Here is a 26,831-nt window from a genome sequence, read left to right as displayed (position 1 = left end):
TCTTGTCACCTAGGGCTGTCAAGATTGAACAGACCATGGTTCAACCCATTGATCTTTCAGGAGAAATCCCTTGGTCAGAACTCAAGGGGCTCCGGTAGGCGCCACTCCCCGCCCGACCGCATCTCGGCCAGCATCGCCTCAACGGCGCCGATCACCTCGCCCCTGCGTTCGGCATCCTTCACCCCACGGGTTGCCGCCCGGATGCTGTCCACGGCTGCCATAGCGGCTCGCAAGTGGGCCTCCTCCGGGTCATCCGTGGTCAATCTGCCGGCGGCCCCCGAGGCGTCCCATGGGGTATCCTGTGCGCCGTACCGGGCGGCTATCTTCGGGAAATCCTGCCGCATCCAGTTGAACACCGTGCCGTGGCTGACGGTCCCGCCGAGCGCCTGGGCGATCTCGCGGTATGGCATGAGCCTCAGAGCCTCCCGGCCCCCTCTGCCCTTGGGGATGATGTGCTTCCTCGCGCGGATGAAGGCGCGGAATGCCACGCGCACCTCCTTCGGTTTGAGCCTGAGGCCGTGCTTGAGGTTCGCCTCGGCGGCAATCCATAGGACTTCGCTGGGGTTCGCATCGGTGGCGACGACAACGGCTGGCACCTCTCGGATGCCGCACCGCTCATGGGCCGTGATCCGGTGCCATCCGTCCACCAACACCGGCACGCCCCGGACCAATGCGACCGACACGGGCGGCATGTTCAGGCCGTTGGAGAGGACGCGGGCATACCGCTCGACCGTCGCAGGATCGAGGCGTTCCCGGACTTGGAAGGCCGGATCACGGGATATGTCGCGGATGGGGAGCGTCCTCACGGCGCCTTCGCTCAGTTCTGTGGTCCCCGAGGGTCGCGCCGATGGGCTGCCTGGGGGTGGGCATCTGTCGTTCTCTGCGGTTGTGGTCATTGGGCTCGCTTTCGAGGGTGTATTGGGTGTTGCTGCGTGGTCAGCCCCGTGGGTGCGTCTCCCCGTTCGCATCCGGGGGTGCGTTGCCGAGGGCTGCGGTAGCTGTGAAAGGATTGGGCATGGCCTGTGTGCCCGCCCGCTCGCGGGTGCCGTGCTCTACTAACCCGACAGGGAATATGTGGTCGGAGACGTGCGCCCGTATTCTACTAGAGTGGGCGGACACAACCGACGCTGCGGTGGGGATGCCGCCTCTACATGGGGAGGGACAGGCCAATCGGTCGGCTCATAGGTGCAGCCGACTGCACCTACGCCCCCGGCTCTGAGCCGAGGATGCGATAGACGCTGGCCCGGCCGATCCCGAGACGCTTGGCGATCTCCGCTGGCCGCGCCCCATCGGCCTTCATCCGCCGCACTTCCTCCGCCTGTCGCTGTGCGGTGGGCACCCGTCCCCGATACTTCCCATCGGCCTTCGCCTTGGCGATGCCCTCCCGTTGGCGCTCCAGCATCAAGCCCCGCTCGAACTCGGCCACGGCACCGAGCATGGTCAGCATGAGCTTCCCCGTAGGCGTCCGCGTGTCCAACTCCGTGCCGCCCATGGACAGCACCCGGAGCGCCACGCCTCGGCCTTCCAGGCGAGAGACGATGCCGAGGAGGTCGCCCACGCTGCGGGCCAGCCGGTCCAGTTTGGTCACGGCCAACGTGTCGCCCTCACGGACGAACTCCAGGGCGGCCTCAAGCTGCGCCCGCTTCGCCACGGACGACACACGTTCCGCGAATACCTTTTTGCACCCGAGGGCGCGAAGGTCGCGCTCCTGCGCCTCCAGGCCCGCTTCCTGTTCCACGGTGGAGGTCCGCGCATAGCCAACGATCATGCCTATGCTCCCAACGTCCTCTCCCGGCGAGAATGTCCCACACGGGTCTGAGACATTGGGGCACATACCGTCCCAATGCGTCAACCCCATTCGTGTGAGACGCCGAAGGCACGGGTCTGAGACGTCCCAATAGGGCATGCCCGTGTGAGATGGGTCGCAAGCGAGACATCACTCAAGGATACGGGGCATCATTCCACCCCCAGTAGCGGAGGTCGGAAGTGAGTTTGATCGGGCAGCGTGCCGAGAACGCCCTGTGGTGGGCCGCAGCGGCGGGGGACTTCCTGGTGTGGGGCTCGGGGTTGGCCACAGGCATCGCGGTCCTCCGTTGCATCGGAGAGCGGCACCGGGAGGCGAAAGAACGAGAGCGGATCAGGATCGCAGCGGAGGCGATGGGGGCAGGCATGGCGGGCTACGCCCAACAACCCTCATCCCCTGCCCGGACTGTGGTGCGATGACCGGGGGGCACGGGGGGTAAATCGGACGCGGGCATGACGGGGTGGGCGCTCAGAAGTATGCGCCGGAAGTTCAGGCCCCTCCTCCACAGGCGTGCGGCTGGATCGATGAGGAGGAAGGCGGAACGCCAACCGAGCCCAATAGCGCGTCGACCGGATGAGGAAGGGTGCGCCCAAGTGGCTCGGAACGGTGTGAGGTGGACACCGTGAGGTGGAGCGTGAGGTGGAGAGCTTTCGCCCTCCATCCCGCAAACCCTTGATTTAAAAGGATATTCCAGAACGCGACGGTTAATTTAGCGCGAGTAGAACTCGACGACCAGGTTCGGCTCCATCTGCACCGGGTAGGGCACGTCGGAGAGCTTCGGCGCGCGCAGGAAGCGGCCGCGCATGGCGCGGTGGTCCACCTCGATATACTCCGGCACGTCGCGCTCGCCGTTCTGGACGGCATCGAGCACGGAGGTGAGCTGCTTCGACTTCTCCTTCACCTCGATCAGGTCGGTGTCCTTGACCTGATAGGAGGGGATGTTGAGCCGCTTGCCGTTCACCAGCACATGGCCGTGGTTCACGAACTGCCGCGCCGCGAAGGGGGTCAGCGCCAGCTTCATCCGGTAGATGACGGCGTCCAGACGGCGCTCCAGCAGCTCGATCAGGTTCTCGGAGGTGTCGCCCTTGCGGCGCACGGCCTCATCGTAATACTTGCGGAACTGCTTCTCGCCGATGTTGCCGTAGTAGCCCTTCAGCTTCTGCTTCGCCATCAGCTGCACGCCGAAGTCGGTCGGCTTCTGCTTGCGGCGGGCGCCATGCTGGCCGGGGATCGTCTCGCGCTTGTTGATCGGAGACTTGGCGCGGCCCCAGAGGTTGACGCCGAGGCGGCGGTTGATCTTGTACTTGGATTCAGCGCGCTTGGTCATGCGGCCTGTCTGTCCGCCCCCAATCGGGAAGCGGCCCTTCTTCGCTATGTTGTCCCGGTAGGCCCGGGCCCCGCATGGGCCAGGGCGGGCGCGCGCCGAACCAAGTCGCCTTGGGGCGCGTCCACGTTCCCAGGAAGAGGGGCGGCCTATAGGCGGCGGGCCGTGGCCTTGTCAAACCCGCGAAGCAGGCCCCCCGGCATGCCGCCGCATGCGTGCCCCCGGCCGTTGCCGTCCGCCGGCGATCTGATCTAATCCGGCCGCATGAGCGTGACGCGCGAAGAGATCCTGGTCCTCGGCCTGACGGCCGGCGTGGTGGGCAGCCTGGTCGGCGGGCTGATGCTGGGCGTGGGCCTCGGCCTCGCGGTCCAGGGCGCGCATATCGGCTGGCTGCTGGTGCTGCCGGCGGCGCCGGTCGCGGGCATGCTGGGCTATGTGCTGGCGCGGCGGCTGGCGAAGCGGCTGCCGCCGGCCCAGCGCTGACGCGCCCGGCCGGCCCGCGCGGCATCCGGCCCGGTCGGCCAGACGGCAGCAGGCCCGCGGCCGGGCGTCAGGCCTGATCCGGATCCGGCCGCCCCCGCCGCATCCGCCCGCGGGAGAGCTCCGTCACCACCCCGTGCAGCGTCCGCAATTCCTGCTCCGTCACCTCGCCCCGCTCGAACCAGTGGCGGAGGTTGCGGACCATGCCGGGGCGCTTGGGCAGGTTGTCGAGGAAGCCCGCGGCGTCCAGTTCCGCCACCAGCCGGTCGAGGAAGCCCTCGAGCTGCCCCTTGGTGGCGACCGTCGTCTCGTTGGTCTGGAGCTGGCGCGGCGGGGTCGGCTCCGCCACCGTCCACCACTCATAGGCCAGGATCATCACCGCCTGGGCCAGATTGAGCGACATGTGCTCGGGGTTCAGCGGGTAGCGCACCAGCGTGTCGGCGCAGGCGACATCGTCATTCTCCAGCCCCGCGCGTTCCGGCCCGAAGAGCACGGCGGTCCTGAGGCCCCGCCCGTTGATCTCCCGCAGGTCCTCGGCGGCGGCGCGGGCGGTGCAGAGCGGCACCACGATGTGGCGCGGCCGCGGGCAGGTGGCGAAGACGCGGTGGCAGTCCGCGACGGCGCTGGGCGTGTCCGGATAGACGGTCGCCGCCTCCAGGATCGGGTCGGCGCCGGAGGCGGTGCGCCAGGCCCGGTCCTGCGGCCAGCCGTCGCGCGGCGCCACCAGGCGCAGGTGGAACAGGCCGCCATTGGCCATGGCGCGGGCAACGGCGCCGATATTCTCGGCAAGCTGCGGGCGGACCAGGACGATGATCGGGCTCTCGCCCGGCGGCGGCGTCAGGTCGGCGGCGGGCTTGCCGCCGCGGGTCCAGGCCTCCGGCATCACGCGGTGGGCGCCGAGGCCGAAGGCGAGGGCCGGGCGGAGGCGCCAGGTCTGCGGCGAGGTCGGCTCGGCCAGCAGGGCGAGCGGGTCCTCCGGCGGGTCGGTCTCCAGCGCCACCGCGAGTTCGGTGGCGAGGGCCCGATAGGCCTCGATCGGCTGGCCCGCCTTCGCGGCGAGCTCGGCCTCGGTCGCCGTGCAATCCGGCGCCTCGAGATGCGCGCGCAGCCAGGCCCGCTTCGGGTCGGTCAGCGCGATGCGCTTGATGGCGTCCAGCCAGTCCTCGGGTGAGGCGTTCAAACCGGCGGTTCCTGGACTCGGAGAAAAAGGAGAGTGGGGGCGCGGGGGAGAGAGTTCGCTTTCTCCCCCGCATGGATGGTCACGCCCGGCGCCAGGTCGTCCCCTGCGGCCCGTCCTCCAGCACGATCCCCTTGGCCTTGAGGTCGTCGCGGATCCGGTCGGCCTCGGCGAAGTTCCGCGCCTTGCGCGCGGCCAGGCGGTCGGCGATGGCCTGTTCCACCCAGCCGGTATCCTCGCCGCCCTTCAGCCAAGCCTCCGGCGCGCTCGGGCAGATCCCCAGCACCGCGGCCGCCTCCCGGAAGGCGGCGGCGGCGAGGCCGGCGACCACCGGCCAGGGCTTGCCGATCCGGTGCAGCACCGCGGTGGCGGAACCACCCACGCTCGCCACATTCTCGAGCGTCCGCAGGTCCCGCAGGCGCGTGAGGGCGAGCGGGGTGTTGAGGTCATCGAGCAGCGGGGCGAGGGCCCAGTCGGCCATCTCCTTCAGCACCGCCTCATGGCCATCCGCCGGCTCCACCGCGCGGGCCAGCATGGCGTAGTGGTCGTCCAGCTCCGCCTTCGCCTCCGCCAGGCCCTCGAAGGTGAAGTCGAGGTCGGCGCGGTAGTGGGTGCGCAGCAGCAGCAGGCGGAAGGCCTCGCCGGCCCAGGGGCCGCGCTCCAGGATGTCCCGCACGGTGAAGAAATTGCCGAGCGATTTCGACATCTTCTCCCCATTCACCCGCAGCATGCCGTTGTGCAGCCAGTAATTGGCCATGCGCGGCGTGCCGAAGGCGCAGCGGGTCTGCGCCACCTCGTTCTCATGGTGCGGGAAGATCAGGTCGTGGCCGCCGCCATGGATGTCGAAGACCTCGCCAAGCGCCTTCCAGGACATGGCGGAGCATTCGATATGCCAGCCCGGCCGGCCGCGGCCCCAGGGCGAATCCCAGCCCGGCTGCTCCGGCGTGCTCGGCTTCCAGAGCACGAAGTCGCCGGCATCCCGCTTGTAGGGCGCGACCTCCACCCGCGCGCCGGCCAGCAGCTCGTCCTGGCTGCGGCCGGAGAGCTGGCCGTAATCGGGGAAGGAGCCGGTGCTGAACAGCACATGGCCTTCCGCCACATAGGCATGGCCCTTGGCGATCAGCTTCTCGATCAACGCGATCATCGGCGGGATGGAGTCGGTCGCCCGCGGCTCCTGGTCGGGCGGCAGGGCGCCGAGGGCGGCCATGTCCCGGTGGAAATCCGCCGTGGTCCGGGCGGTGATGGAGGCGATGGGCTCGCCCGTCTCCAGGCTGCGCGCCGTGATCTTGTCCTCCACATCCGTGATGTTCCGGACATAGGTCACGCGCGGCCAGAGGCGCCGCAGCAGCCTGGCCAGCACGTCGAAGACCACCACCGGCCGGGCATTGCCGAGATGGGCCAGGTCATAGACCGTCGGGCCGCAGACATAGAGCCGGACATGGCCGGGATCGATCGGCGCGAAGGCTTCCCTGGCGCGCGTCAGGCTGTTGTGCAGATGGAGGTCGGAGGTCATCACGGCGCATCCATAGTCCGGTCCCGGCCAGAACGCATCATCCGGCCGCGCGCAGCGGCCCGGCTTTCGGCGACGGCAAAGGGGAAGGGTGGCCATGGAGGCGGGAGGCCGCCGCCCCTGACCGGAAGGCCGGCGGCCTGATCAGGCCTGCCCCTGCCATCCCCCGCAGCGGTCCGGTGACCCGCGCAGCGCTCCTCCCCGATGCGGCCGCGCATCCCGGCCCTTCCGGTGATATCGGGCGGCGGAGTTCCCTTCCTCCCCCGATATGGCGCACCGGAGGCATGGCGGCCCCGCGCTGTTGCGTTCAGGGCAGGAGGTCGATCCGCCGCAGCCCGGCGTTTTTCGGTCAAAGCCAGGCGACTGGCCGATCACGGCCTCCCGCGATCGGCTCCAGGCAACAGGATCCTGCCGTTTCGCCCCCATGCGGGCCGGCATGGGGCGAAGGGGAACCGGCGGGACGGACGCGACTTCATCCTGCATACGCAAGAAAGGACACATCCATGCCCCGCAGGCTCGCGATCGGCCTGGTCCTCGCCTGCATCGCCGCCCTGCCGGCCCTGGCCCAGCGGGATCGCCGGCCCGATCCGAGCAGCAGCACCGGCCTCATGCTGGACCAGAGCCTCGGCACCAACAGCTTCGGGCCGGATGGCCGCCGGCCCGCGCGGGAGTCCGGGTGGCGGTCCGGGCAGGGCGGCTCGATGCCGGGCGCCCTGCCCGGCACGATGAGCGGCACGACCGCGGGCACCACCGCCGGCACGACCCCTGGCACGCTCAGCGGCACCGCCGGCGGCGTCCGGTAACGGTCGGGACTCCAGGGCCCCTGGTACAGCTCGGCCGGCATCCCGCCCCAGCTCCCGCCGAGACACCCGGCCAAGGATCGCATCCGGACATGCACGGGCTGACGGGATGGCGCTCCCGTCCGAATGGCGAAACGGATTCACGCTTCGGGGCTTCCGCGCCCCTCTGCGATCCGCTCTGGCCGGGCCATGGCCGCGGCGGCCCGAAGGCCCCTCCTCATCCCGGCGGCGCAGCCGCCACGCCCTCCGGCGCAGACCGCCGCCCGGCCGATCCTCCCGGCCGTCAGCCCCCGGCCGCCACCCGCAGCCGCAGCGCCGCCCGCTCTGGCCCGATCAGGGGCAGCAGCGTCCTGAGGTCGGGGCCGTGCTCCTCGCCCGTCAGGGCCAGGCGCAGCGGCAGGAACAGCGCCTTGCCCTTCCGCCCCGTCCGTTCCTTCAGCGCCCCGGTCCAGGCGCCCCAGGTCGCCTCGTCCCAGGGGCCGGGCGGCAGGGCGGCCAGCGCGGTGCGGAGATACTCCTCCTCCCCCGGCTGGGGCGGCGGGACGACGGTGCCGCGCACCACCTCGAACCAGCCCCGCGCTTCCGAGAGCAGGTCGAGATTGCCGCGGATGGCATGCCAGAAGGCTTCGTCCGCCCCCTCCGGCAGGTGCGCACGCACCGCCTCGAAGCCCAGGGCGTGCAGGTGCCTGCGGTTCAGCGCCAGCAGTTGCTGCACATCGAAGCGCGCCGCGGATTTCGAGATGGCGGTGAGCCGGAAGCCCGGCACCAGGTCGCGCGGCATCCCCGCCTGCGGGTCCTGCGCGGTGCCGAGCGCAGCGAGGTAGCCGGCCAGCGCCGCCGGCTCCACCCCGTCCCGGCGGAGCTGGCGCAGGGCGAGCGAGCCGAGCCGCTTGGAGAGCGGCCCGCCATCGGAATCCGTCAGCAGCGGCAGATGCGCGAAGGCGAGTGCCTTAGGGTCACCGCCCAGCGCCTGCCAGAGATCGATCTGCACGCCCGTATTGGTGACGTGGTCCTCGCCCCGCACGATATGGGTGATGCCGCTCTCGAGGTCGTCCACCACGCTGGTGAAGGTGTAGAGCGGCGTGCCGTCGGCGCGGATCAGCACCGGGTCCGACAGGCTCGGCAGCTTCACGCTGCGGCGGCCGAGCACACCGTCCTGCCAAGCGACCTCCCGCATCTCGAGCAGGAAGCGCCAATAGGGCGTCTTCCCGTTGGCCAGCGCCCGCTCGTACTGCTCCGGCGTCATCTTGAGCGCACCGCGGTCATAGATGGGCGGGCGCTTCTGGCGGAGTTGCTGCTCCCGCTTGTAGCGGAGCTCCTCCTCGGACTCGAAGCAGGGATAGAGCCGGCCGGCCTTCTTCAGCCGCTCGGCGGCGGCCTGGTAGAGCGGCAGGCGGTCGGACTGGCGGAACTGTTCGTCCCAGTCGAGGCCGAGCCAGCGCAGGTCCTCCTCCAGCGCCTCGGCATATTCGGCCCTGCTGCGCTCGGTGTCGGTGTCGTCGAGGCGCAGCAGCACCTGGCCGCCCTGCTGGCGGGCGAGCAGCCAATTGACCAGCGCGACACGGGCATTGCCGACATGGAGGAAGCCCGTCGGCGACGGGGCGAAGCGGAGTTTCACGAGCGGGGCTCCAGGGCGGCGTAGTCGGTGTCCTGCCGGCGGGCGGCAGGGTTGGCGATGCAATGGGCGACCCAGGCCTCGGCGTCGAAGCCCGGGGTCACGGCGTATTCGCCCCAGCGGCGGTACATGGCGGCCAGTTCCTCGGGCGAGCCGGCCTCGCGCCGCAGATCCTCGATCTGGGCGCGGATGAAGCGGCGGGCATATTCCTGCGCCGCCTCGGCGGAGGCGAAGCCCTCCACCAGCCATTCCTCCTCCGGGTCGCCGGCATCGGCATGGTCGCCGCAGCGGACGCTGTGGCGGCTCATTCCTCCTCCTCCGCCGCATCCTCGTCGCGGCGGGGATCGAGGGCGCGCCAGTTGCGCTCCTCGGCATCCGCGGGCGGGCGGGCGGCGAAATCATTCAGCTCGGCGGCGCTGCGCCAGGCCTGCTCGGCGCCGCCCAGCACCTCGGCATCCTCGCCGAAGGCGAACCAGGCCTGCACCACATCGGCCGGCGTCATGCCGCGCGTCCGGCAGCGCTCCAGGCTGTCCCGCACATAGCGGCGGGCGAAGGCATTGGCGTGCTCCAGCGTCTGGAAGCCGCGGATGGTCTCGACCGGGTCCGAGCCGTTGCCGCCCGAGAGGTCCAGGATGCGGACGGCATAGCCGCCCTGCTGGCCGAACAGGCCGGTGTCGAATGCGCTCATTGCCTCAGGTCCATGGGGCCGGTGATGGCGGGATAACGCCGAACGGGCCGGAAGGCACGCGGATCACCGGCCGCGCTTCTACAGCGGATCGCGTCGGTAGCCGAACGCGGTCCTCGGCAGGGCATCGGGGCGCAGGAGCAGGGTCGCGCCTTCACGCCCCGCTGCGATCCGCGCCGGCAGGCCGGGCCTGCCCCCCGGGAGGTTGGCCGCGGGACGGCCATTGGAACAGATACCCGGCGTCAGCGGCGCATCGCCCGGTTGCCGCCCCGGGCGATGTGGCCGGGGGCCGGCTCCGCTCAGCCGCCGTTCTTCCCGTTCCGCTTGCGCTGCAGCAGGAATTCGCGGCCCACCTTCACCCGCGCCTGCCCGTCATAGGCGATGATGTCGGCCGTGGCGTAGGTCTCGGACCAGGTATCGGGCAGGAAGCTGCCGGTGCCGACCACGTCGATTGGCGCCTTCGCCTCCGCCATCACCCGGCATTTCTGCACGTTGAAGCCGGAGGAGGCGACGATCCGCACCTTCGGGAAGCCGGCCTCCTCCAGCGCCTCGCGCATCTTCCACACCGCGGCGGCGGAGACGCCGGTGCCGACGAGGTGGCGCAGCTCGGTCTCGCTGCGGTAGCGGCGGATGGCACCGGGCGCGTGGCGTTCCAGCACCGCATAGCTCTCGGCCGGGTCCAGCCCTTCCAGGAAGCGGCCGCCATGGGTGTCGAGCCGCACCGCCAGCCGCCCCTCCGCCGCCAGTTCCGGGAAGCGGCGGCAGACCGCGAGGCCGTCCGTCACCTCCCGCCCGAAATAATCGGTCAGGACCGTCAGGTTGTCCTCGGGGAAGGCTTCATGGAACATCTCGGCGGCGCGGAGGGTGGAGCCGGCATAGCCGATCAGCGCATGCGGCATGGTCCCGTAGCCGCGCGGCGCGCCGAACCAGTGGGCGGTCGCATCCGTCGCGTTGCCGATGAAGCCCCGCGCCCCCTCCTTCTGCGCCGCCCGGCCGCCGACGCTCGCGGCATAGGCCATCATGTCCTGCATCTCGAAGCCGGCGCAGTGCCGCGCATCCATGGCGAGGAAGGCGACCTTCGGCAGTTCCAGGCACATCTGGTAGGCATTGTGCGCGGCGACGCAGGGCGAGCCGAGCTTCTGCAGATAGAGCGTCTCGAGATCCGCGAGTTCCACGAAGGAGCCGGTGATGGTGAGGATGGGATCGCCGGCGCCGACCCAGGTCCCTTCCGGGTGCATCACCTCGATCTCGAAGCGCGTGCCGCGCTCCCGCGCCACGCCCTCCAGCCATTCCACCGCCAGCCTCGGCGCGCTGACCACGGGGCGGCGGAGGAAGACGGCGTAGGTGACGCGGGCATCGCCGAAGCGCTGCACGATCGCCCGCGTGCGGTTGAAATAGGCGTCGGTACGGCTGGAAATCGCCGCCTCCGCGGGGCTGATCGGCGGCGATCGGTCCATGATGGGCCTCCCTGCCCTACTCGGCCGCGCGGGCCGGCTGCGCCGGGCCGGAGGCACGGCGGGCCTTCAGCTCCTCCGCGATGAGGAAGGCGAGTTCCAGCGACTGCTCGGCATTCAGCCGCGGGTCGCAGAAGGTCTGGTAGCGCAGCGCCAGGTCGGCCTCGGAGAGGCGATGGGCACCGCCGAGGCATTCCGTCACCTCCTGCCCCGTCATCTCGACATGCACGCCGCCGGGCTGGGTGCCCTCGGCCGCGTGGCAGTCGAAGAAGCGGCGGACCTCGCCCAGCACCGCATCGAAGGGCCGGGTCTTGTAGCCCGCGACGGTGGTGGTGTTGCCGTGCATCGGGTCCGAGAGCCAGACCACCTTGCGGCCGGCCCGCTTCACCGCGCGCAGCAGCGGCGGCAGCTTCGCCTCGATCTTGTCCGCCCCCATGCGCGCGATGAGGGTGAGCCGCCCCATCTCGTTCTCTGGGTTCAGGATCTCGGTGAGCCGGACCAGCTCGTCGGCCTCCATCGAGGGCCCGACCTTCATCCCGATCGGGTTCCTGAGGCCGCGCATGAACTCGACATGCGCGCCCTCCGGCTGCCGGGTGCGGTCGCCGATCCAGAGGAAATGCGCCGAGCAGGCGTAGTGGTCGCCGGTGGTGGAATCGATGCGCGTCAGCGCCTGCTCATAGGGCAGCAGCAGCGCCTCGTGGCTGGTGTAGAAATCGGTCTCCCGCACCTGCGGCAGGTCGGACATGCCGCAGGCCTGCATGAAGGAGAGCGTCTCGTCGATCCGGTGCGCCAGGTCCTGGTAGCGGTCGGCCAGCGGGCTGCGGGCGACGAAGCCGAGATTCCAGCGATGCACCTGGTGCAGGTCGGCATAGCCGCCCGTCGCGAAGGCGCGCAGCAGGTTCAGCGTGCCGGCCGACTGCATATAGGCAAAATCCATCCGGGACGGGTCCGGGATGCGCGCCTCGGCGGTGAAGGCGGGGCCGTTGATGATGTCGCCGCGATAGGAAGGCAGGGTGGTGCCGTCCTTCGTCTCGACATCCGAGCTGCGCGGCTTGGCGAATTGCCCGGCCATGCGGCCGAGCTTCACCACCGGCGTGCCGCCGCCGAAGGTCAGCACGACAGCCATCTGCAGCAGCACCCGGAAGGTGTCGCGGATGATGTTGGCGGTGAAGTCGGAGAAGCTCTCGGCGCAGTCGCCGCCCTGCAGGATGAAGGCCTGGCCCTCCCCCGCCTTGGCCAGCGCCGCCTTCAGCCGGCGGGCCTCCCCGGCGAAGACCAGTGGCGGCCATTTGGCCAGCCGCGCCTCCGCCTCCGCCAGCTTCGCCTGATCAGGGTATTCGGGAACCTGCCGGATCGGCATGTCCCGCCAGCTTCCGGGGTGCCACCCGCGCGCGGTCATTGTGAGCGTTTCCTGCGAAAAGGGGGCGGAGCATAGACCGCAAGGCCCCCGGCTGGAAACACCCGGGGCATGGATGGCAGGGCCGAGGCCGGCGCGGGCCTGCTATTCCGCCGCCGCACGGACCCCGGCTTCCCGCGTGCGGGTCCGGAGCGTCACGAACTCCTCAGCCGCCGTCGGGTGGATGCCGATGGTGCGGTCGAAATCCTCCTTGGTCAGGCCGGCCGCGACGGCGATGCCGATGCCCTGCATGATCTCCCCGGCATCCTCGCCCAGCATATGGGCGCCGAGCACCCGCCGGGTGCGCTGGCAGACCACCAGCTTCATCAGGGTCTTCCGCCCCTCCCGCTTGCTGATGGTATGGCGCATCGGCGTGAAGCGGGTGAGGTAGATGTCCACCGGCCCCTGCGCCGCCGCATCCGCCTCCGTCATCCCGACCGTACCGATGGGGGGCGAGGTGAAGACCGCGGTCGGGACGTTCCGGTAGCTGGCCTTGCGCGGATTGTTGCCGAACAGCGTGTCGGCCAGCGCATGCCCGACCGCGGTCGCCATCGGCGTCAGGTTCAGCCTGTCGGTCACGTCGCCGATCGCCCAGATATTGGGAGCGGTGGTGCGGTGGTCCTCATCCACCTCGATGGCGCCATTCGCCGTGCAGTCGACCCCGGCGGCGTCCAGGTGCAGCCCTTCGGTGTTCGGCGCCCGGCCGGTGGCGAAGAGTACGGCATCGGTCTCGATCGCCTCGCCCCCCAGCAGGCTGAGGCGGAGATGGTCGCCCTGCCGGTCCAGCCGGGCCGGGTTGTGGCCGACATGCTGGCGGATCCCTTGCGCGTCCAGCGCCTCCTTCAGCGCCGCGCGGATGTCCTGGTCGAAGCCGCGCAGCGGCAGGTCGGCGCGGTAGACGAGATCGACCTCGGCGCCGAGGCCGCGGAAGATGCAGGCGAACTCCAGGCCGATATAGCCGCTGCCCACCACGGTCAGCCGCCGCGGCACCTGCTTCAGGGCGAAGACGTCGTCCGAGAGCATGCCGAGTTCGGCACCCGGGATGGGCGGGCGGGTGGCGCGGCCGCCGACGGCGATGACGATCCGCTCGGCCGTCACGCGCCTGCCGCCGACATCGAGGGTATGGGCGTCGATGAAGCTCGCGCGGGCCTCGAAGATGGTGCAGCCGGCGCCGGTCAGCAGCCGGCCGTAGATGCCGTTCAGCCGCGCCACCTCGGCATCCCGCGCGGCGGCGAGGGTGGCAAGGTCGAAGCCCTTCTTCTCGACCTGCCAGCCGAAGCCCGCAGCCTCCTCCGCCCAGGCGCCGTATTCGGCGGCATTGACCATGATCTTCTTCGGCACGCAGCCGACATTGACACAGGTGCCGCCCCAGAAGCGCTCCTCGGCGATGCCGACGCGGGCGCCATGGGTCGCGGCGATGCGGCCGCAACGGACGCCGGCCGAGCCGCCGCCGATGACGAAGAGATCGAAGTCATAGGCCATGGGGTGGTGCCCTTCCCTGCGCCGGCCGGGGCCGGACCTTTCCGCTTATATGCGACGGACGGAGCGGGAAGGTAAGCCGGCTGGTCAGCCAGGGAGCCGCGGCAGGATCGGGCCCGGCCGTTCAGGCGCGCTGCGCGGGTGGCGAGCGGGCCGCGGGGCCATGTCCCCTGCGGCAGAAGGAAACCGGCTGCCCGGGGCCAGGCAGCCGGATGTCGCCAAGACGCGCGGGCTCCACGGCCCGGCCAGCGAGGGGGGTGGCGCGACCCGCCCCTCACTCAGCACCCGGTCAGCCGCGGCGTCCGCTCCACCTCCAGCCCAAACAGCGGGCGGAGACGGGTGCCGAGGACATTGCCGGCGAAGGCCATGGCCATCCAGACCCAGCCATGCAGGCTGGAGGAGGCGATGCCGGAGAAATAGGCCCCGATATTGCAGCCATAGGCCAGCCGCGCGCCGTAGCCGAGCATGAGCCCACCGACCACCGCGGCGAGGGCCGAGCGCAGCGGCACCCGGAGGCTCGGCGAGAAGCGCCGGGCCAGCGCCGCCGCCAGCAGCGCCCCCAGCACGATGCCAAAGTCCATCACCGAGGTGACGTCGCGCAGCACGCTCGCCTCCAGCGCCGCCGCCTGGGCCGGGGTGGACCAGTAGGGCCAGAAGGCCGGGTCGAAGCCGATCCCCTCCGCGAGTTTGGAGCCCCAGAGGGCGAAGGCCGAGGTGATGCCCCAGGGCCGGCCCGCCAGCGCGAGCGTCGCGAAGTTCAGCAGCGCCAGCGCCACCGCGCCGGCCAGCAGCGGCCAGGGGCCGCGCAGGAAGCGCGCGAGCCCGGCCCGCGGCGCGGGGCCGGCGCCCACCAGCCGGCCATGGCGCCGCCGTTCCAGCACCACCGTCAGCCCGGCGATCAGGGCAAACAGGCCGAGGTTCAGCGCCAGCGCCGGCAGCACGCCCCATTCCCGCACCAGGGAGATGGGTGGCAGGCTCCACTGCGCTTGCCACCAATGGAGATGCGCCGCGCCGATGGTCGAGCCGGCGATGAAGGCCGCCAGCGTCAGGACCATCCGCACCGAGCCGCCGCCCACCGTGTAGAGCGTGCCGGAGGCGCAGCCGCCGCCGAGTTGCATGCCGATGCCGAAGAGGAAGGCGCCGAACAGGACGGAGACGCCGACCGGCGCCACCAGCCCCTGCACCGGCTGGCCGAACAGGCTACCGGCCGCGAGCACCGGGTAGAAGAGCAGCACGGCGATGGCGAGCATCGCCATCTGCGCCCGCAGCCCCTCCCCCCGCCTGTCGGCGATGAAGACCCGCCAGGCCGCGGTGAAGCCGAAGGCCGCGTGGTAGAGGACGAGGCCGAGCGCCGCGCCGAGCAGGTAGAGCGCCGCCTGGCGCGGGCTGACGATCTCGCCGATGGCGAGCGCGCCCGCCAGCAGCAGGGCGCCGGCGCCGAGCGCGGCGGGAAGGTGGATGCCGGAGAGCCGCGCCGGGCTGGGCGCGGCGGCGAGGGTGGTGGCGGACATGCCGAGGAGGCCCTCCCGAAGGGATCGGGGCGCCGGGCACCCCACTGCCCGCCATATGGCATGAGGGCGCCGCCGGTTTCACCGGCAGCGCCCGCGCGAAGCAGGAAAACCCGCCATTCCGCGCAGGCATGGCTCGAAACCACGCCTGCGCAGCGGGAAAATCAGGTCCCGATGCCGCCGATGGCGAGGTACTTCACCTCCAGATACTCCTCGATGCCGTGATGGCTGCCCTCGCGGCCGAGGCCGCTCTCCTTCACGCCGCCGAAGGGGGCAACCTCGGTGCTGATCAGGCCCTCATTGATCCCGACCATGCCGGTCTCCAGCGCCTCCGCCACCCGGAAGATCCGGCCGACATCGCGGGCGTAGAAATAGGCGGCGAGGCCGAAGGGCGTGTCGTTGGCCAGCGCGATCGCCTCCTCCTCCGTCTTGAACCGGAACAGGGGCGCGACCGGGCCGAAGGTCTCCTCGTTGAAGACCAGGCTCTCGCGCTGCACGTTGGTCAGGATCGTCGGCATGTAGAAATTGCCGGGCCGCTCGGCGCGCTTGCCGCCGGTGAGCACCTTGGCACCCTTGCCCAGCGCGTCGGCGACATGCTCCTCGACCTTCTTCACCGCATCCGCATTGATCAGCGGCCCCTGGGTCACGCCCGGCTCAAAGCCGTCGCCGACCTTGAGTGCCTCGACCGCCGCCTTCAGCTTGGCGGCGAAGGCGTCATAGACGCCGTCCTGCACCAGGATGCGGTTGGCGCAGACGCAGGTCTGGCCGGTGTTGCGGTACTTGGACGCCATGGCGCCCTGCACCGCCGCGTCCAGGTCGGCATCGTCAAAGACAATGAAGGGCGCGTTGCCGCCGAGTTCCATCGAGGTCTTCTTGATGGTCGGCGCGCATTGCGCGAGCAGGATGCGGCCGACATCGGTGCTGCCGGTGAAGGTCAGCTTGCGCACCAGCGGGTTGGAGGTGAGTTCCTTGCCCGTCTCGCCGGAGGGGCCGGTGATGACGTTGCAGACGCCGGGCGGCATGCCGGCGCGCTCGGCCAGCACCGCGATGGCGAGCGCCGAGAAGGGCGTCTGGGAGGCCGGGCGGATCACGCCGGTGCAGCCCGCGGCCCAGCCGGGCCCGGTCTTGCGGGTGATCATCGCGGCCGGGAAATTCCACGGCGTGATGGCGGCGAATACGCCGATCGGCTCCTTCTGGACGATGATCCGCCGGCCCTTGGCGTTCTGCGGGATGGTGTCGCCATAGACCCGCTTGCCTTCCTCGGCGAACCATTCGATGAAGCTGGCGGCATAGGCGATCTCGCCCTTGCTCTCCGCCAGCGGCTTGCCCTGCTCGGCCGTCATAATCGCGGCGAGGTCGTCGGTATTCGCGATCATCAGGTCGAAGAGCTTGCGGAGGATCGCGGCGCGGTCCTTGGCCAGCATGGCGCGCCAGCCCTTCTGCGCCTGGTGCGCCGCCTCGATGGCGCGGCGGGTCTCGGCGGCGCCCATCGCCGGGACGCGGCCGACCAGTTCGCCGGTCGAGGGGTTGCGGACCTCGATGGTCTTGCCGCTATCGGCCTGGACCCACTGGCCGCCGATGCAATTGGCTTCGCGGAACAGGCCAGCGTCCTTCAGCGGCAGGCGTGCGACGGCGTCGAGCATGGGCCGGTCTCCTTCCCTTGGTTGGCGGAAGATAGGCCGGGTGGGCCGGCCTGTCAGGGGCGCCCGGCCGCGGCGCCGTCAGGGGCGCGCGATGCCGCGCCGCCGCGGCCCTGCCCTGTCGCGGCATTCCGCTCCGGGGCGGATGGCCTGCGGCGCGGAACGCCCATCCGCCGCCGGTCATGGGCCGCGCGGCGGCGCCTCGCCCCGGGGCGTCCACGCCCCCTTCGTGAGCGGCGCCGGAGCAGACATCGCCCTGCGGAGGGGGCGGCGCCCCTCGCCTGGCGCCTATGTCCCCCTCACCAACCGATGGATGAAGCCCAGCTTTCCGATCGCCGGTGGCGAGAGCACGAAGGGGTAGAGATCGGGCGCGCCCATGCAGCGGTTCAGGCTGTTCACCGCGAAGGTCACGGGCAGCCAGGCCTCGACCAGGCTCTCGATCCTCTCCACCCGATAGGGGTCGAAATCGATCTCGGCATCCAGGTCGTCCGTCCGCGCCACCTTCGGCGCGACCTTCAGGCCGAAGGAGGCCGCCATTTCCAGCGTATCGACGATATGGAGGTAGTGCGCCCAGGTCTCGGCGAAATCCTCCCAGGGATGGGCGGTGGCATAGGCGCTGACATAGGCGTTCTGCCAGTCCGGCGGGGCGCCATTGGCGTAGTAGGCCTGCAGCGCCGCGCCGTAATCCTGGCTGTCATCGCCGAAGACCGCCCGGCACTCCTCCAGCCGGCCGCCGTCGCGCACCAGCAGGTCCCAGTAGTGGTGCCCCGTCTCGTGCCGCACATGGCCGAGCAGCGTGCGGAAGGGCTCGCCCATGGAGGTGCGGCGGCGCTCCCGCTCGGCATCGTCGGCCTCGGCCAGGGCGAAGGTGATCAGGCCGTTCTCGTGCCCGGTCATCACCTTCGGCCCGCCCTCCGGCGGGTCGGCCAGCACCTCGAAGGTCAGGCCGTGCGCCGGGTCCTCGGCGCGGGTGTGCAGCGGCAGGCCGAGCCGGCGGAAGGTGTAGATCAGCCGGTGGATGGCATCCTGCCAGCGCTGCCAGAGCGCGAGGTTCCCCGGCACCGAGAGATCCGGGATGGTCCGGTTGTGCCGGCAGGCAAGGCAGAGGCTCCCCGCCTCCGCCGCCGGCACCATCCAGTTGCAGGCCTGGTGGGCGGCATTGGCGCAGAAGGCCTGTTGCCGGTCCGGCCGCACCAGCGGCTGCCAGAGGTCCCCTGCTGGCTCCAGCGCCGAGAGCAGCCCGACCTCCGGCAGGAAGCCGAGGGTGTGGCCGGACTTCTCGCAGCGGGTGTTCTCGAAATAGAGGACCTGGTCGCAGGCCTGGCAGCGGAAGAGTCTCATGCGGCCCCCCTTGTGGCGGGCCCTGCGGGGAATCGCGGGCGCCGGAATGACGTGCCATGGCAGGCGGAGTTTCGCAGGTGCGAAAAAAGCGGCAGCGGCAACGGCCGGCCGGGCGGCGGCGCGTCCCCATGGTCTGCGCCTGCAACGGGCGGGCGCGGCGGCGCCCCGCGGCGCCCTCCGCCCCTCAGGATCCGCCCGGCCGGGCGGGCCGGTCCGTTGCCGGCCCGTCGAGCCTGGCCATCACCGCCTCGCACCGCCTTGGGCGGAATTCCACCCGGCGATCGAGCGCGTCCCGCATGTCGTCGGTGCCGAGACCGATGATCGGCTCCCGCGCGCCGCGGCCGAGCGCCTGGCTGCGTTGCCGCAGCGGCGGCTCGGCGGCGACCAGGCGCGCGCGCACCGTCTCCGCCCGCGCCAGGGAGAGCCGGTCATTCACCGCGTCGCTGCCCGTCACGCTGGTATGCCCGACCACCTGGAGGCAGGCGCCGCGCGCCTCCGCGCGCTCGGCGATCCGGCGGAGCCACATCGGATAGGGGCCGCTCACCCCGGGGTCGCGCAGGAATTCGGTGCTGGCGGGGCGGAAGAGCAGCTTCACCGCCAGACGCTGGCGCGTGAGGCCATGATCCACCAGCGCGCCGAAGGCCTCCTCCGCCGCCTCGCGCCGGCCGAGCGCCCAGTTCGCGAGATAGAGGCCGTTCAGCGCCCGCGCCTGCCGGCCGCCCGGCTCCCCCTCCACCTCGCGGTAGAGCGCGAGGGCCCGCTCCGCCTGCCCGCCCTCCAGCGCCGCGACCGCCTCGGCGATGGCGGCCTGGGCGCGCAGCCCGCGCAGATAGGTGGCATCCATCGGGGTGCCCGGATCGCCGGCGCAGGTCCGGAGATAGGCGGCCACCATCTCGTCCTCCACCCAGGCCGGGCTGGCCCGGTGGAAGGCGGTCGGGGTCGCGTCCACCGTCTCGCCCCGCACCCAGGCGGTGGGGTGGGAAAGGATGGTGCCCGTCCGCAGGTCCCCCAGCACGGCCCAGATCCGGTAGACCTCGCTCGGCCGCCGCGCGGCCTCCAGGCTGCCGGCCGCGACCGCCGGGGTGATGGCGCCGAGCAGGATGAGCGGCTGCTCCTCGAGCGAGGCCAGGGTGAAGGGGCGCAGCTCGAGCTCCGGGTGGCGCTCGCGCACCAGCGCCTCGATCCGCGCGACCATGCGCCGCGTGGCCGCCGTCTCGGCGCCGCTGGCGCGGTCGATCAGCGGGTCGATGACCAGCGCCCGGCGCCCGCCCCCGGCGAGTTCCGGCAGGCTGCGGGCACCGGCGAGGGTCGCTTCCGCGAGGGCGAACACCGCCTCGTCCAGCGGCAGCGCCTCGCGCGGGGGAGGCGCCGGGGCTGCGGCCTGCGGCGGCGGGGGCGCCCCGGCGCAGGCGCCAAGGCCGAGCAGCAGCGCGCCGGCCAGGGCCATGGCGCGGCGCCGCAGGCCGTCAGGATGCCGGCGCGCAGGCGGAGCGGAGGAGGGCACGATCGGCATCGCTGGGTCTTTCACCGAGTTGCAGCCGCGCGAGCAGCAGGCCGCAGCGCGGGCTGGCGGGCGGGCGCGCAGGCGCGGCGGCGGAGGGCCGCTGGCGGCCGGCGGTGGCCGGTTCGGGCGGCGCCGCTTCGGGCGCGATGGCGGCGAGGTGCGGCGGGGCCGGGCCGGCGGCCGGCGGACCGGGCGATCGCCCCGGCGCACCGGCGGTGTCCGGCGCCGTGGCCGGCGCCTCATCCGGCATGGCCGCCGCCCCGGATGGCGCGACGGGTCCGGCAGGCGCGGTGGCGCCGGCGTCCGGCAGGGGCCCGGGCTGCGGGACCGGCGCGTCCGGCGGCTGCGGCCAGCGGAGGATGGTGGCGCCGCCGAAGGATGGCACGGCGGCCAGCGCCGTATCCGGCGGCGGGGCGGGCGCAAGGCTCGACGGATGCGGCGCGTGGGGCGACCCGGGCGCGCCGGGATCGGCCGGGGAGGCGGCGTCCGGCGCGGGCGGCACCGCCGCTGCCCCGCTCTCGGCGGGGATGACCACCGGTGGCGCAAGCGCCGTTGCGAAGGGCGCAGGCGCCGGGCCGGCGAGCCCCGGCGCCGGCGGCCGCGGCGCCCAGAGCGCATCGCCGAGCAGCGCGGCGAAGAGCCCCCCCGCCGCCAGGGCGGCGAGCAGCAGGACCCGGCCCCCGGTCCCCGGCGGCGCCGCATCGGCCGTCCCCCGGTCGAGCGCGGCCAGCGCGGCCTCCACCTCCGCCACCCAGCGGCGATCCGGGCGGCCCGCGGCCTCGGCCTGCCGGATGATGGCGGCGCGCAGCAGGTGCGGCAGGCTCCGCAATTCCTCCGGGGTGACGCAGAGATAGACGATCGGGATCTCCGGCCCGGCGCAGGCGCGCAGCCCCTGCCCGGCCAGGCTGCGGCGCAGCGTGGCGACGGCGCGCGGCGTGGAGCGCGGCGCCAGGTCGATCAGCGCGATCCCATGCGCCGGATGCAGCAGCACGGCATTGACGCGCAGGCGCCGCTCCGCCGGGCCGCCGATGGCGGTCGTCTGCAGGCAGCGCCAGCCGACCGGCCGGTGCCGGCCCACCCTCGAGGGCCGTGGCGGCGGGCCGGCCTCGCCGGCGGGGGGCATGGTAATGGTGACATCCTGATCCACGCGCCCGATGTGGCGACGGAAGCGGCTGCGGCTGCCCGGCGCCGGCCAGCCGCACGGCAACGTGACGGAGACCTGCCGGATCGCGGCCCTTATATTGCAAGTTCGCAAATATGCCACAAAAGCAAAGACCCTGGGCGCCGGCGGCAGGGCCGGCCGGGCTTCCCGCCAACCGGCCGGCGTCAGCGCCCGGTTGCCGCCTCCTCCCTGATCGGCTCCAGATCCACCCCGATCCACAGCCCATGGTCGCCGCCGCCCAGCATCACGCCGCGCACCGGGCTGATATCACCGTAATCCCGCCCCCAGCCGAGGAGGACATGCTCATCCCGCACCACCACGCCATTGGTGGGGTCGAGGTCCACCCAGGCCTGCTCCGGCCCCAGCCAGGCGCCGACCCAGGCATGGCTCTGGTCCGCCCCGCGCCGGCGCTCCTGGCCGGGCGGCGGGCGGGTGCGGATGTAGCCGGAGCTGTAGCGGGCCGGCAGGCCGAGGGCGCGCAGCCCGCTGATCATCAGGTGGGTGAAGTCCTGGCAGACGCCCTCCCGCCGCCGCAGCACCTCGGCGATGGGGGTGGAGAGGTCGGTGACGCCGGCGCGGAACTGGAAATCGGCCCGGATACGGGCATTGAGGTCAAGCAGCCCGGCCAGCACCGGGCGGCCGGGCGGGAAGCTCCCCGCCGCATAGGCGCCGGCCTCCGGCAGGGCCGGGCACATCGGGCTGTCGAAGCGGTACTCCGCCGCCTGCCAGGCGCCGGGCCCGCCTGCCCGCGCCAGCGCCGCCACCCTCTCCCAGGGCAGGGTCGCCCCGGCGGCCGGCGGGTCGGGGAAGCGCACCTCCACCTCCGCCTCCGCCGTCACCTCGAAGCCGGCATGCGGCGCCTCGATGAACAGCCAGGTGACCGGGTTGCCGAAATGGTCCAGCCCGTCCCGCCGGTGGGACGCCCCGGGCTGCGTCGTGACGGCGGCCGAGATCACCCGCTGGAAGGGCAGGTCGCGCGGCCGCAGGTGCAGCATATGCGCCGCCAGGTCCACCGTGCCGCCATAGGCGTAGCGGGTGGTATGCCGGACCCGGTAGATCACGCCGCGCCGCGCAGCCGGAGCGCGGGCGCCGGGCCCAGGCTGTGCGGGGCCGGCAGCAGCGCGAACCAGCGGCGGGTGATGCGGTCCGACAGCGTGGCGACCTCCCCTTCCATCGCCGCGAGCCGCGGCAGCAGCCCGAGCGCGGCCCCCGCCTGGGACGGCGCCTCCGCCACCTCCCGCACCATCGCGCGCGCCTCCTCCAGCAGGGCTTCCGCCAGCAGGGCCAGGGGGGATGCCCGATCGCCCTCCAGATCGGCCAGCATGTCCCGCGCCGCGAGCAGCTGGAAGGCGAGGCCGCGCGGATTCCCCTCATCGGCCAGCACCAGGTCCAGCACCGGCGCCGGCTGCAGCACGGTGAGGTAGCGGCTGCGATAGGTGATGACCGAATCGCGCAGCTCCAGCGCCAGGCTCAGCCCCGGCTCCAGCCGCGCCGGCTGGCCGGCGGCGCCTGGCTGGTCGAGCGCGCGGGCCAGTTCGGCCGCGATCGCCTGCGCCCGCTCCACCCGCCGGCCGAGATCGAGGAAGAGCCGCCCGCCGCCGCGCACCATGTTCTCGGCGGCGAGGCCGGCGACGGTCGCGGCGAAGGCCAGCACGCCGGCGCAGGCATGGCCCAGCGCCTCCAGCCCGCGCGCCTCCTCCCGCCCCGCGGGGATGGCGTCGAATTCTTCCGTCAGCTGGCGCAGGCCGCGGTTGAGGGCGAGGTGCATCTCCCCGGTCAGCCGGTCCCGCAGCAGGCCGGCGAGGCGGGAGACCTGGTTGAGCAGCCCCTGCATGCGCCAGCGCTCCCGCACCGCCCGCAGCAGCGCGGCGGTGACGGGGAGCGTGCCGATCTGCCGCGCCGTCTCCGGCTCCAGCAGATCCGCCCGCACCAGGCAGGCGGCAAGGCTCCGCAGCTCGGCCAGCTCGCGCGGATTGGGGCTGGTGGTCGCCAGCCGGGCGGCGGTCGCGCGCAGCAGCCGCGCGCCGCTCTCCAGCCGCTCCAGGTAGCGGCCGAGCCAGAAGAAATTGTCGGCGACGCGGCTCGGGATGTCGCCGGTCGCGCGGCGGATGGGCAGTGCGCGGATGGTCAGCTGCCCCGGCCCCTGGATCGCGGCGGGATCCTCCAGCGGAACCCAGACATCCTTGCTGAAGGGCATGCAGGGGCGCGCGCCGGTGCCGGGATCGGGCATGGCCAGGCCACGCGCCAGGCCGCCCTGCAGCGCCTGCCAGCCCTGGCCGTCCTGCAGCAGGAAAAGCCGGAGCATGATCGGCCGCGGCTCCAGCCCCCCTGTCCCGACGCAGGGCGCGACCGAGGCGGGCAGGCGCTCGGAGACCGCCCACTCCTCCGGCGCGGCCAGGATGCGCTGTGCCAGCTCGGCCCGCGCCGCCTCCGGCAGGGCACCGGCGGTGATGGAACGCACCGTGCCGTCCACCGCCCGCCGCACCATCCAGCGGCCGAGCTCCGCCAGGGCCAGGTCGCGCGCCGCCGGGTCGCCCAGCCAGAGCGTCCGCGCGCCGGCGAGCCGCAGCGGCTCGCCCAGCAGCCGCGGCGCGAGGCCCGGCAGGAAGGCGGCGAGCCCCGGCGCCTCGGCGAAGCCGGCGCCGGGGTCGTTGACGATCCGCAGCCGCCCGCCGCGCACCGCCTCCAGCAGCCCCGCCACGCCGTGCAACGGGCTCTGGTCCGCCTCCAGCGGGTCCATCCGGCGGCCATCCATCCGGCGCAGCAGCACATCCACCGGCTGCAGCCCGCGCAGCGTCTTCAGGAAGAGCGCGCCGTCCCGCACCGTCAGGTCGCCGGCCTCGACCAGCGCGCAGGAGAGGCGGCGGGAGAGGATGACATGCTCCCACCAGCGCGGGCTGGAATGCCCGGGCGTCAGCATGGCGACGCCGGGGTTGCGGCCGGCGGCGGCGGGCGGCGCCAGGCGCTGGAGCGAATCCTGCCAGAGGTCGAAGAAGGGGCCGTGCCGGCGCAGCTCCCGCGCCCGCAGCAGCTCCGGCAGGGTGCGGGTCAGGGCGCGGCGGTTCTCCAGCACATGCGCGAGGCCGGTCGGGCCCGCGGTGCGGTCCGCCAGCACATGCCACTGCCCGTCCGGCGCCCGCAGCAGGTCGGCGGCGTAGAGCTGCAGCAGCGGTCCCTCCCGCCGCCCCTCGGGCGCGCGGCAGGAGCGGAGGAAGGCCGGGTTGGCATAGACCAGGGCGGGCGGCAGCGCGCCCTCGGCCAGCAGGGTCTGCGGGCCGTAGACATCCTGCAGCACCGCTTCCAGCAGGGCCGCGCGCTGGGCGAGGCCGGCGGCCAGCACATCGAATTCGGCGGGCGGGAGGACCAGCGGCACGGGGTCGCAGCGCCAGGCCGGGGCATCGGCGCCGCCGGGCAGCAGGCTGGTCGCGCCTTCCTCGAGGAAGTGGCGGTCGAGCAGCGCGGCGCGATGCGCCAGCTCGCCGCGCCCGAGCGCACCGAGGGCGCCGAGCAGGCCGCCCCAATGCGGGCGGACCCCGCCGGCGCCGTCCACCATTTCGTCGAGCGGGGCGAGATCCGTCATGCCAGGCGCGTGATGCCATGGCTGTCCGCGCTGCGCGAGGGGGGCTTCGCCCCCGCATATCTGGCGCATGACATGCTGGCGCATCTCCGGCCTCCGCGGGCGGCCCTCCGGGCCTTGGCTCCGCGCCGCAGGTCGAGGCTCCATGCGCCAGGCATCACGCCCCTGGACCCGGCCTGGGCCGGCAGGTTCAGCGGGCAGGCTCACACCGGTCCAGGCCAGGGCCTGGCCTGTCGGGTGGGTCCGGGAGGGCGGAGTCTGCCCGGGAACTCCCCTTCAGCCGAGGCCGAGTTCACCCGCGATCCCGCCCTCCTTGGCCAGGGCCGCGAGCTTCGCCCAGGTGGCCTCCTCGATCTCGATGCCCTCGGCGGCGCGCTGCCGCTCCGCCCGGTGCTCAACCTCGCCCGGGTAGAGCACGCCGCTGCTGCCCTTCGCCGGCGGCGTGTCCTTCAGGTAGTGGGCGAAATCCGCGACCTCCCTGCGGAAGGCCAGCAGCGGGCGGAAGGCCTCGACCTTGATGGCGATGAGGAAGCAGCCGTCATTGTGCCGCCCGCTCGGCTCCACCCCGAAGCCGAGGCCGGTGAGGATGCCGCAGAAGACCTCGCCCATGGCGGCGAGCGCGGTGCCCTTGTAGCCCTCCCCCGGGCCGCCGAGCGGCAGCAGCGCGCCGCCCTTCAGCTTGGCGGGGTCGGTGGTCAGCTCGCCCTCGGAATCCACCACCCAGCCGCGCGGGATCTCCTGCCCGCGCGCCTCGGCCAGCTTCACCTTGCCCATGGCCACCGCCGAGGTGGCGAAGTCCATGCAGAAGGGACCGTCGAGGTCGGAGGGCACGGCGATGGCCCAGGGATTGGTGCCGAGCCGCGCCTCCCGCCCGCCGAAGGGGGCGACGCCCTTGGGGGAGCGGCCGGAATCCGCCCAGGCCATGCCGATCATGCCGGCCTCGGCGGCCATCAGCGGGTAGCTGGCCAGCCGCCCGACATGGCCCTGGCGGAAGACCGTGCAGGCCGCGATGTTGTTCTTCTCGGCCTTCTCGATGGTCAGCGCCATCGCGCGCTCGTTGATGACGTAGCCGAAGCCCCAATTGCCGTCCACGACGGTGGTGGTCGGGCTCTCCTGCACGATGGTGAAGGGCGCGCCGGGGAGGATGTGGCCGACCCGCACGCGCTCGATGTAGTTCGGCAGCATGATGACGCCGTGGCTGTCATGTCCCGCCAAGTTGGCGTTGACGACATGGCGGGCGACGGTGGCCGCCTCCGCCTCCGGCACGCCGTTTGCCATCAGCAGCGCGCGGCCGATCTTTCGCAGTTGCTCCGCCTGGACCTTCGGCATCGGTTCCTCCCGCTTCCCGTGGCGGGCAGGGTCGCGCCAAAGCGCTGGGCGTGGAAGGGGGCGCGGCCCGGCACCGCACCCCCCATGGTTTGCGCCGGCGATTCACGCCCGGGGCGCAGGCGCCCCGGACGATCGCGGGCGGGCTACTCCTTCGCCACCTCGACCAGCACCAGCTCGGCATCCTCGCTGGCGGTGATCTCGATGGCCGGCTCGTCCACGATGCCGGCGCCGTCGCGGGCGTGGAGCGCGACGCCGTTCACCGTCACCGCGCCCCGGGCGGGCACCAGATAGGCGGCGCGGCCCTCGGCGAGCGGCTGGCGCAGCGTCTGGCCGGCCTTCAGCGTGGCCGCCAGCACCGCGCCGTTGACGTTCAGCGGCAGGGCGCCGGTGCCCTCGTCCTGCGGCCGGCCGCTGGCCAGCACCTCGAACCCCGCCTCGCGGGCGGCCTTGGGGAACTGCTTCGCGCCCCAGTTCGGCGCCACGCCGCGGCGGTCCGGGATGATCCAGATCTGGAAGAGCGTCGTCGTCTCCGGCTCCAGGTTATACTCGCTGTGCACCACGCCGGTGCCGGCGGACATGACCTGCACGTCGCCCGCCTCGGTCCGGCCCTCATTGCCCAGGCTGTCGCGATGGGTGATGGCGCCTTCCCGGACATAGGTGATGATCTCCATGTCGCGGTGCGGGTGCGGGTCGAAGCCGGTGCCGGCGGCGATCTCGTCATCGTTCCAGACGCGCAGCCGGCCCCAGTTCATCCGGGCGGGGTCGTGGTAGCCGGCGAAGGAGAAGTGATGCCTGGCGTTCAGCCAACCGTGGTTGGCGCCGCCGAGGGTCTTGAAGGGACGGACATCGATCATCGGCACACTCCAGGGAGGGATGGGCCGCCGGGGGGGCGGCCCTTCGCCCAGGGAGATAGGCGGCAGCGCCCGGATTGTCCCATCGGTACCCCCAATCCCTGTCATTCGTGCGGATGATCACAGGCCGGACCGCCGGCACGGCCCTGTGATGGCGATGGAACCACGCCTGGAGCACTGTCCCGTCGCGGCCGG

22 protein-coding genes are annotated in these 26,831 nt (G+C 72.4%); 2 read left to right on the top strand and 20 right to left on the bottom strand.

Translation table 11 applies throughout. From position 1 onward, the window contains the following. Window positions 1–74: 74 nt before the first annotated feature. The 3 genes from LHA35_RS12855 to rpsD form a co-directional block, all read right to left on the bottom strand. Window positions 75–806, bottom strand: a complete 732-nt coding sequence (locus LHA35_RS12855; protein WP_226608673.1) for a ParB N-terminal domain-containing protein — start codon at window positions 804–806, stop codon at window positions 75–77. Between the two features lie 395 nt (window positions 807–1,201). Beyond that, entirely contained in the window at window positions 1,202–1,768 is a 567-nt protein-coding gene (locus LHA35_RS12850) for a recombinase family protein (protein WP_226608672.1), read from the bottom strand. A 745-nt stretch (window positions 1,769–2,513) separates the two neighbouring features. Beyond that, window positions 2,514–3,131: a 30S ribosomal protein S4 gene (gene rpsD, locus LHA35_RS12845; protein WP_226608671.1), complete on the bottom strand. Its 618-nt coding sequence runs from the start codon at window positions 3,129–3,131 to the stop codon at window positions 2,514–2,516. Between the two features lie 261 nt (window positions 3,132–3,392). On the opposite strand from rpsD, the gene LHA35_RS12840 reads away from it, so the two are divergent. Then, window positions 3,393–3,611, top strand: a complete 219-nt coding sequence (locus tag LHA35_RS12840) for a hypothetical protein (protein ID WP_226608670.1) — start codon at window positions 3,393–3,395, stop codon at window positions 3,609–3,611. 67 nt (window positions 3,612–3,678) lie between these two features. Here LHA35_RS12840 and LHA35_RS12835 read toward each other — a convergent pair whose 3' ends face one another. Both LHA35_RS12835 and cysS read right to left on the bottom strand, forming a co-directional pair. Then, window positions 3,679–4,491 carry an RNA methyltransferase gene (locus LHA35_RS12835; protein WP_226608720.1) on the bottom strand — a complete coding sequence of 271 codons (813 nt, stop codon included), beginning with the start codon at window positions 4,489–4,491 and terminating at the stop codon, window positions 3,679–3,681. 376 nt (window positions 4,492–4,867) lie between these two features. Next, a complete protein-coding gene (gene cysS, locus LHA35_RS12830) occupies window positions 4,868–6,298 on the bottom strand; it encodes a cysteine--tRNA ligase (RefSeq protein ID WP_226608669.1) in 1,431 nt (476 codons plus the stop codon). A gap of 500 nt (window positions 6,299–6,798) precedes the next feature. On the opposite strand from cysS, the gene LHA35_RS12825 reads away from it, so the two are divergent. Next, window positions 6,799–7,098: a hypothetical protein gene (locus tag LHA35_RS12825; RefSeq protein ID WP_226608668.1), complete on the top strand. Its 300-nt coding sequence runs from the start codon at window positions 6,799–6,801 to the stop codon at window positions 7,096–7,098. Between the two features lie 280 nt (window positions 7,099–7,378). Here the strand turns inward: LHA35_RS12825 and gltX are convergent, their stop codons facing one another. The 15 genes from gltX to LHA35_RS12750 all read right to left on the bottom strand — a co-directional run bounded on the left by gltX (window position 7,379) and on the right by LHA35_RS12750 (window position 26,639). Then, entirely contained in the window at window positions 7,379–8,713 is a 1,335-nt protein-coding gene (gene gltX, locus LHA35_RS12820) for a glutamate--tRNA ligase (protein ID WP_226608667.1), read from the bottom strand. Next, window positions 8,710–9,018: a hypothetical protein gene (locus LHA35_RS12815; protein ID WP_226608666.1), complete on the bottom strand. Its 309-nt coding sequence runs from the start codon at window positions 9,016–9,018 to the stop codon at window positions 8,710–8,712. Before LHA35_RS12815 ends, gltX begins: the two co-directional genes overlap by 4 nt. Beyond that, window positions 9,015–9,398 (bottom strand): hypothetical protein, encoded by a 384-nt coding sequence (locus LHA35_RS12810; protein ID WP_226608665.1) that lies wholly within the window; start codon window positions 9,396–9,398, stop codon window positions 9,015–9,017. Before LHA35_RS12810 ends, LHA35_RS12815 begins: the two co-directional genes overlap by 4 nt. Window positions 9,399–9,694: 296 nt before the next feature. After that, a complete protein-coding gene (locus LHA35_RS12805; protein WP_226608664.1) occupies window positions 9,695–10,852 on the bottom strand; it encodes a nicotinate phosphoribosyltransferase in 1,158 nt (385 codons plus the stop codon). Window positions 10,853–10,868: 16 nt separating this feature from the next. Then, window positions 10,869–12,248 (bottom strand): class II 3-deoxy-7-phosphoheptulonate synthase, encoded by a 1,380-nt coding sequence (locus LHA35_RS12800; protein ID WP_226608663.1) that lies wholly within the window; start codon window positions 12,246–12,248, stop codon window positions 10,869–10,871. A 102-nt stretch (window positions 12,249–12,350) separates the two neighbouring features. Continuing rightward, window positions 12,351–13,727, bottom strand: coding sequence for a glutathione-disulfide reductase (gene gorA, locus LHA35_RS12795; protein ID WP_226608662.1), 1,377 nt, complete (start codon window positions 13,725–13,727; stop codon window positions 12,351–12,353). Window positions 13,728–14,002: 275 nt separating this feature from the next. Next, the gene (locus tag LHA35_RS12790) at window positions 14,003–15,235 is read right to left on the bottom strand and encodes a YeeE/YedE family protein (protein WP_226608661.1); all 1,233 of its coding nucleotides are present in this window, start codon (window positions 15,233–15,235) and stop codon (window positions 14,003–14,005) included. A 161-nt stretch (window positions 15,236–15,396) separates the two neighbouring features. Next, window positions 15,397–16,875, bottom strand: coding sequence for an NAD-dependent succinate-semialdehyde dehydrogenase (locus LHA35_RS12785; protein ID WP_226608660.1), 1,479 nt, complete (start codon window positions 16,873–16,875; stop codon window positions 15,397–15,399). A gap of 285 nt (window positions 16,876–17,160) precedes the next feature. Next, window positions 17,161–18,213 carry a zinc-binding metallopeptidase family protein gene (locus tag LHA35_RS12780; RefSeq protein ID WP_226608659.1) on the bottom strand — a complete coding sequence of 351 codons (1,053 nt, stop codon included), beginning with the start codon at window positions 18,211–18,213 and terminating at the stop codon, window positions 17,161–17,163. Between the two features lie 184 nt (window positions 18,214–18,397). Further along, the gene (locus tag LHA35_RS12775) at window positions 18,398–19,660 is read right to left on the bottom strand and encodes an OmpA family protein (protein WP_226608658.1); all 1,263 of its coding nucleotides are present in this window, start codon (window positions 19,658–19,660) and stop codon (window positions 18,398–18,400) included. Between the two features lie 19 nt (window positions 19,661–19,679). After that, window positions 19,680–20,840: a hypothetical protein gene (locus tag LHA35_RS12770; RefSeq protein ID WP_226608657.1), complete on the bottom strand. Its 1,161-nt coding sequence runs from the start codon at window positions 20,838–20,840 to the stop codon at window positions 19,680–19,682. Between the two features lie 203 nt (window positions 20,841–21,043). Next, window positions 21,044–21,940 (bottom strand): transglutaminase family protein, encoded by an 897-nt coding sequence (locus tag LHA35_RS12765; protein ID WP_226608656.1) that lies wholly within the window; start codon window positions 21,938–21,940, stop codon window positions 21,044–21,046. Beyond that, complete coding sequence (locus LHA35_RS12760) at window positions 21,937–24,459, bottom strand: circularly permuted type 2 ATP-grasp protein (RefSeq protein WP_226608655.1); 2,523 nt, start codon at window positions 24,457–24,459, stop codon at window positions 21,937–21,939. Before LHA35_RS12760 ends, LHA35_RS12765 begins: the two co-directional genes overlap by 4 nt. A gap of 273 nt (window positions 24,460–24,732) precedes the next feature. Continuing rightward, window positions 24,733–25,785 (bottom strand): Ldh family oxidoreductase, encoded by a 1,053-nt coding sequence (locus LHA35_RS12755; RefSeq protein WP_226608654.1) that lies wholly within the window; start codon window positions 25,783–25,785, stop codon window positions 24,733–24,735. Window positions 25,786–25,928: 143 nt separating this feature from the next. Further along, the gene (locus LHA35_RS12750; protein ID WP_226608653.1) at window positions 25,929–26,639 is read right to left on the bottom strand and encodes a pirin family protein; all 711 of its coding nucleotides are present in this window, start codon (window positions 26,637–26,639) and stop codon (window positions 25,929–25,931) included. Between the last annotated feature and the right edge of the window lie 192 nt (window positions 26,640–26,831).

The sequence above is a fragment of the Roseicella aerolata genome (assembly GCF_020523605.1).
Classification (GTDB): Bacteria; Pseudomonadota; Alphaproteobacteria; order Acetobacterales; family Acetobacteraceae; genus Paracraurococcus; species Paracraurococcus aerolatus.
This window is presented reverse-complemented; position numbering and strand designations above follow the sequence as displayed.

Excerpts from the sequence above, each read along its gene's own strand:
- LHA35_RS12850 (WP_226608672.1), bottom strand. The coding sequence starts at position 1,768 with ATGATCGTTGGCTATGCGCGGACCTCCACCGTGGAACAGGAAGCGGGC.
- rpsD (WP_226608671.1), bottom strand. The coding sequence starts at position 3,131 with ATGACCAAGCGCGCTGAATCCAAGTACAAGATCAACCGCCGCCTCGGC.
- LHA35_RS12840 (WP_226608670.1), top strand. The coding sequence starts at position 3,393 with ATGAGCGTGACGCGCGAAGAGATCCTGGTCCTCGGCCTGACGGCCGGC.
- LHA35_RS12835 (WP_226608720.1), bottom strand. The coding sequence starts at position 4,491 with ATGCCGGAGGCCTGGACCCGCGGCGGCAAGCCCGCCGCCGACCTGACG.
- cysS (WP_226608669.1), bottom strand. The coding sequence starts at position 6,298 with ATGACCTCCGACCTCCATCTGCACAACAGCCTGACGCGCGCCAGGGAA.
- LHA35_RS12825 (WP_226608668.1), top strand. The coding sequence starts at position 6,799 with ATGCCCCGCAGGCTCGCGATCGGCCTGGTCCTCGCCTGCATCGCCGCC.
- LHA35_RS12815 (WP_226608666.1), bottom strand. The coding sequence starts at position 9,018 with ATGAGCCGCCACAGCGTCCGCTGCGGCGACCATGCCGATGCCGGCGAC.
- LHA35_RS12810 (WP_226608665.1), bottom strand. The coding sequence starts at position 9,398 with ATGAGCGCATTCGACACCGGCCTGTTCGGCCAGCAGGGCGGCTATGCC.
- LHA35_RS12805 (WP_226608664.1), bottom strand. The coding sequence starts at position 10,852 with ATGGACCGATCGCCGCCGATCAGCCCCGCGGAGGCGGCGATTTCCAGC.
- LHA35_RS12800 (WP_226608663.1), bottom strand. The coding sequence starts at position 12,248 with ATGACCGCGCGCGGGTGGCACCCCGGAAGCTGGCGGGACATGCCGATC.
- gorA (WP_226608662.1), bottom strand. The coding sequence starts at position 13,727 with ATGGCCTATGACTTCGATCTCTTCGTCATCGGCGGCGGCTCGGCCGGC.
- LHA35_RS12790 (WP_226608661.1), bottom strand. The coding sequence starts at position 15,235 with ATGTCCGCCACCACCCTCGCCGCCGCGCCCAGCCCGGCGCGGCTCTCC.
- LHA35_RS12785 (WP_226608660.1), bottom strand. The coding sequence starts at position 16,875 with ATGCTCGACGCCGTCGCACGCCTGCCGCTGAAGGACGCTGGCCTGTTC.
- LHA35_RS12780 (WP_226608659.1), bottom strand. The coding sequence starts at position 18,213 with ATGAGACTCTTCCGCTGCCAGGCCTGCGACCAGGTCCTCTATTTCGAG.
- LHA35_RS12775 (WP_226608658.1), bottom strand. The coding sequence starts at position 19,660 with ATGGCCCTGGCCGGCGCGCTGCTGCTCGGCCTTGGCGCCTGCGCCGGG.
- LHA35_RS12770 (WP_226608657.1), bottom strand. The coding sequence starts at position 20,840 with ATGCCCCCCGCCGGCGAGGCCGGCCCGCCGCCACGGCCCTCGAGGGTG.
- LHA35_RS12760 (WP_226608655.1), bottom strand. The coding sequence starts at position 24,459 with ATGACGGATCTCGCCCCGCTCGACGAAATGGTGGACGGCGCCGGCGGG.
- LHA35_RS12755 (WP_226608654.1), bottom strand. The coding sequence starts at position 25,785 with ATGCCGAAGGTCCAGGCGGAGCAACTGCGAAAGATCGGCCGCGCGCTG.
- LHA35_RS12750 (WP_226608653.1), bottom strand. The coding sequence starts at position 26,639 with ATGATCGATGTCCGTCCCTTCAAGACCCTCGGCGGCGCCAACCACGGT.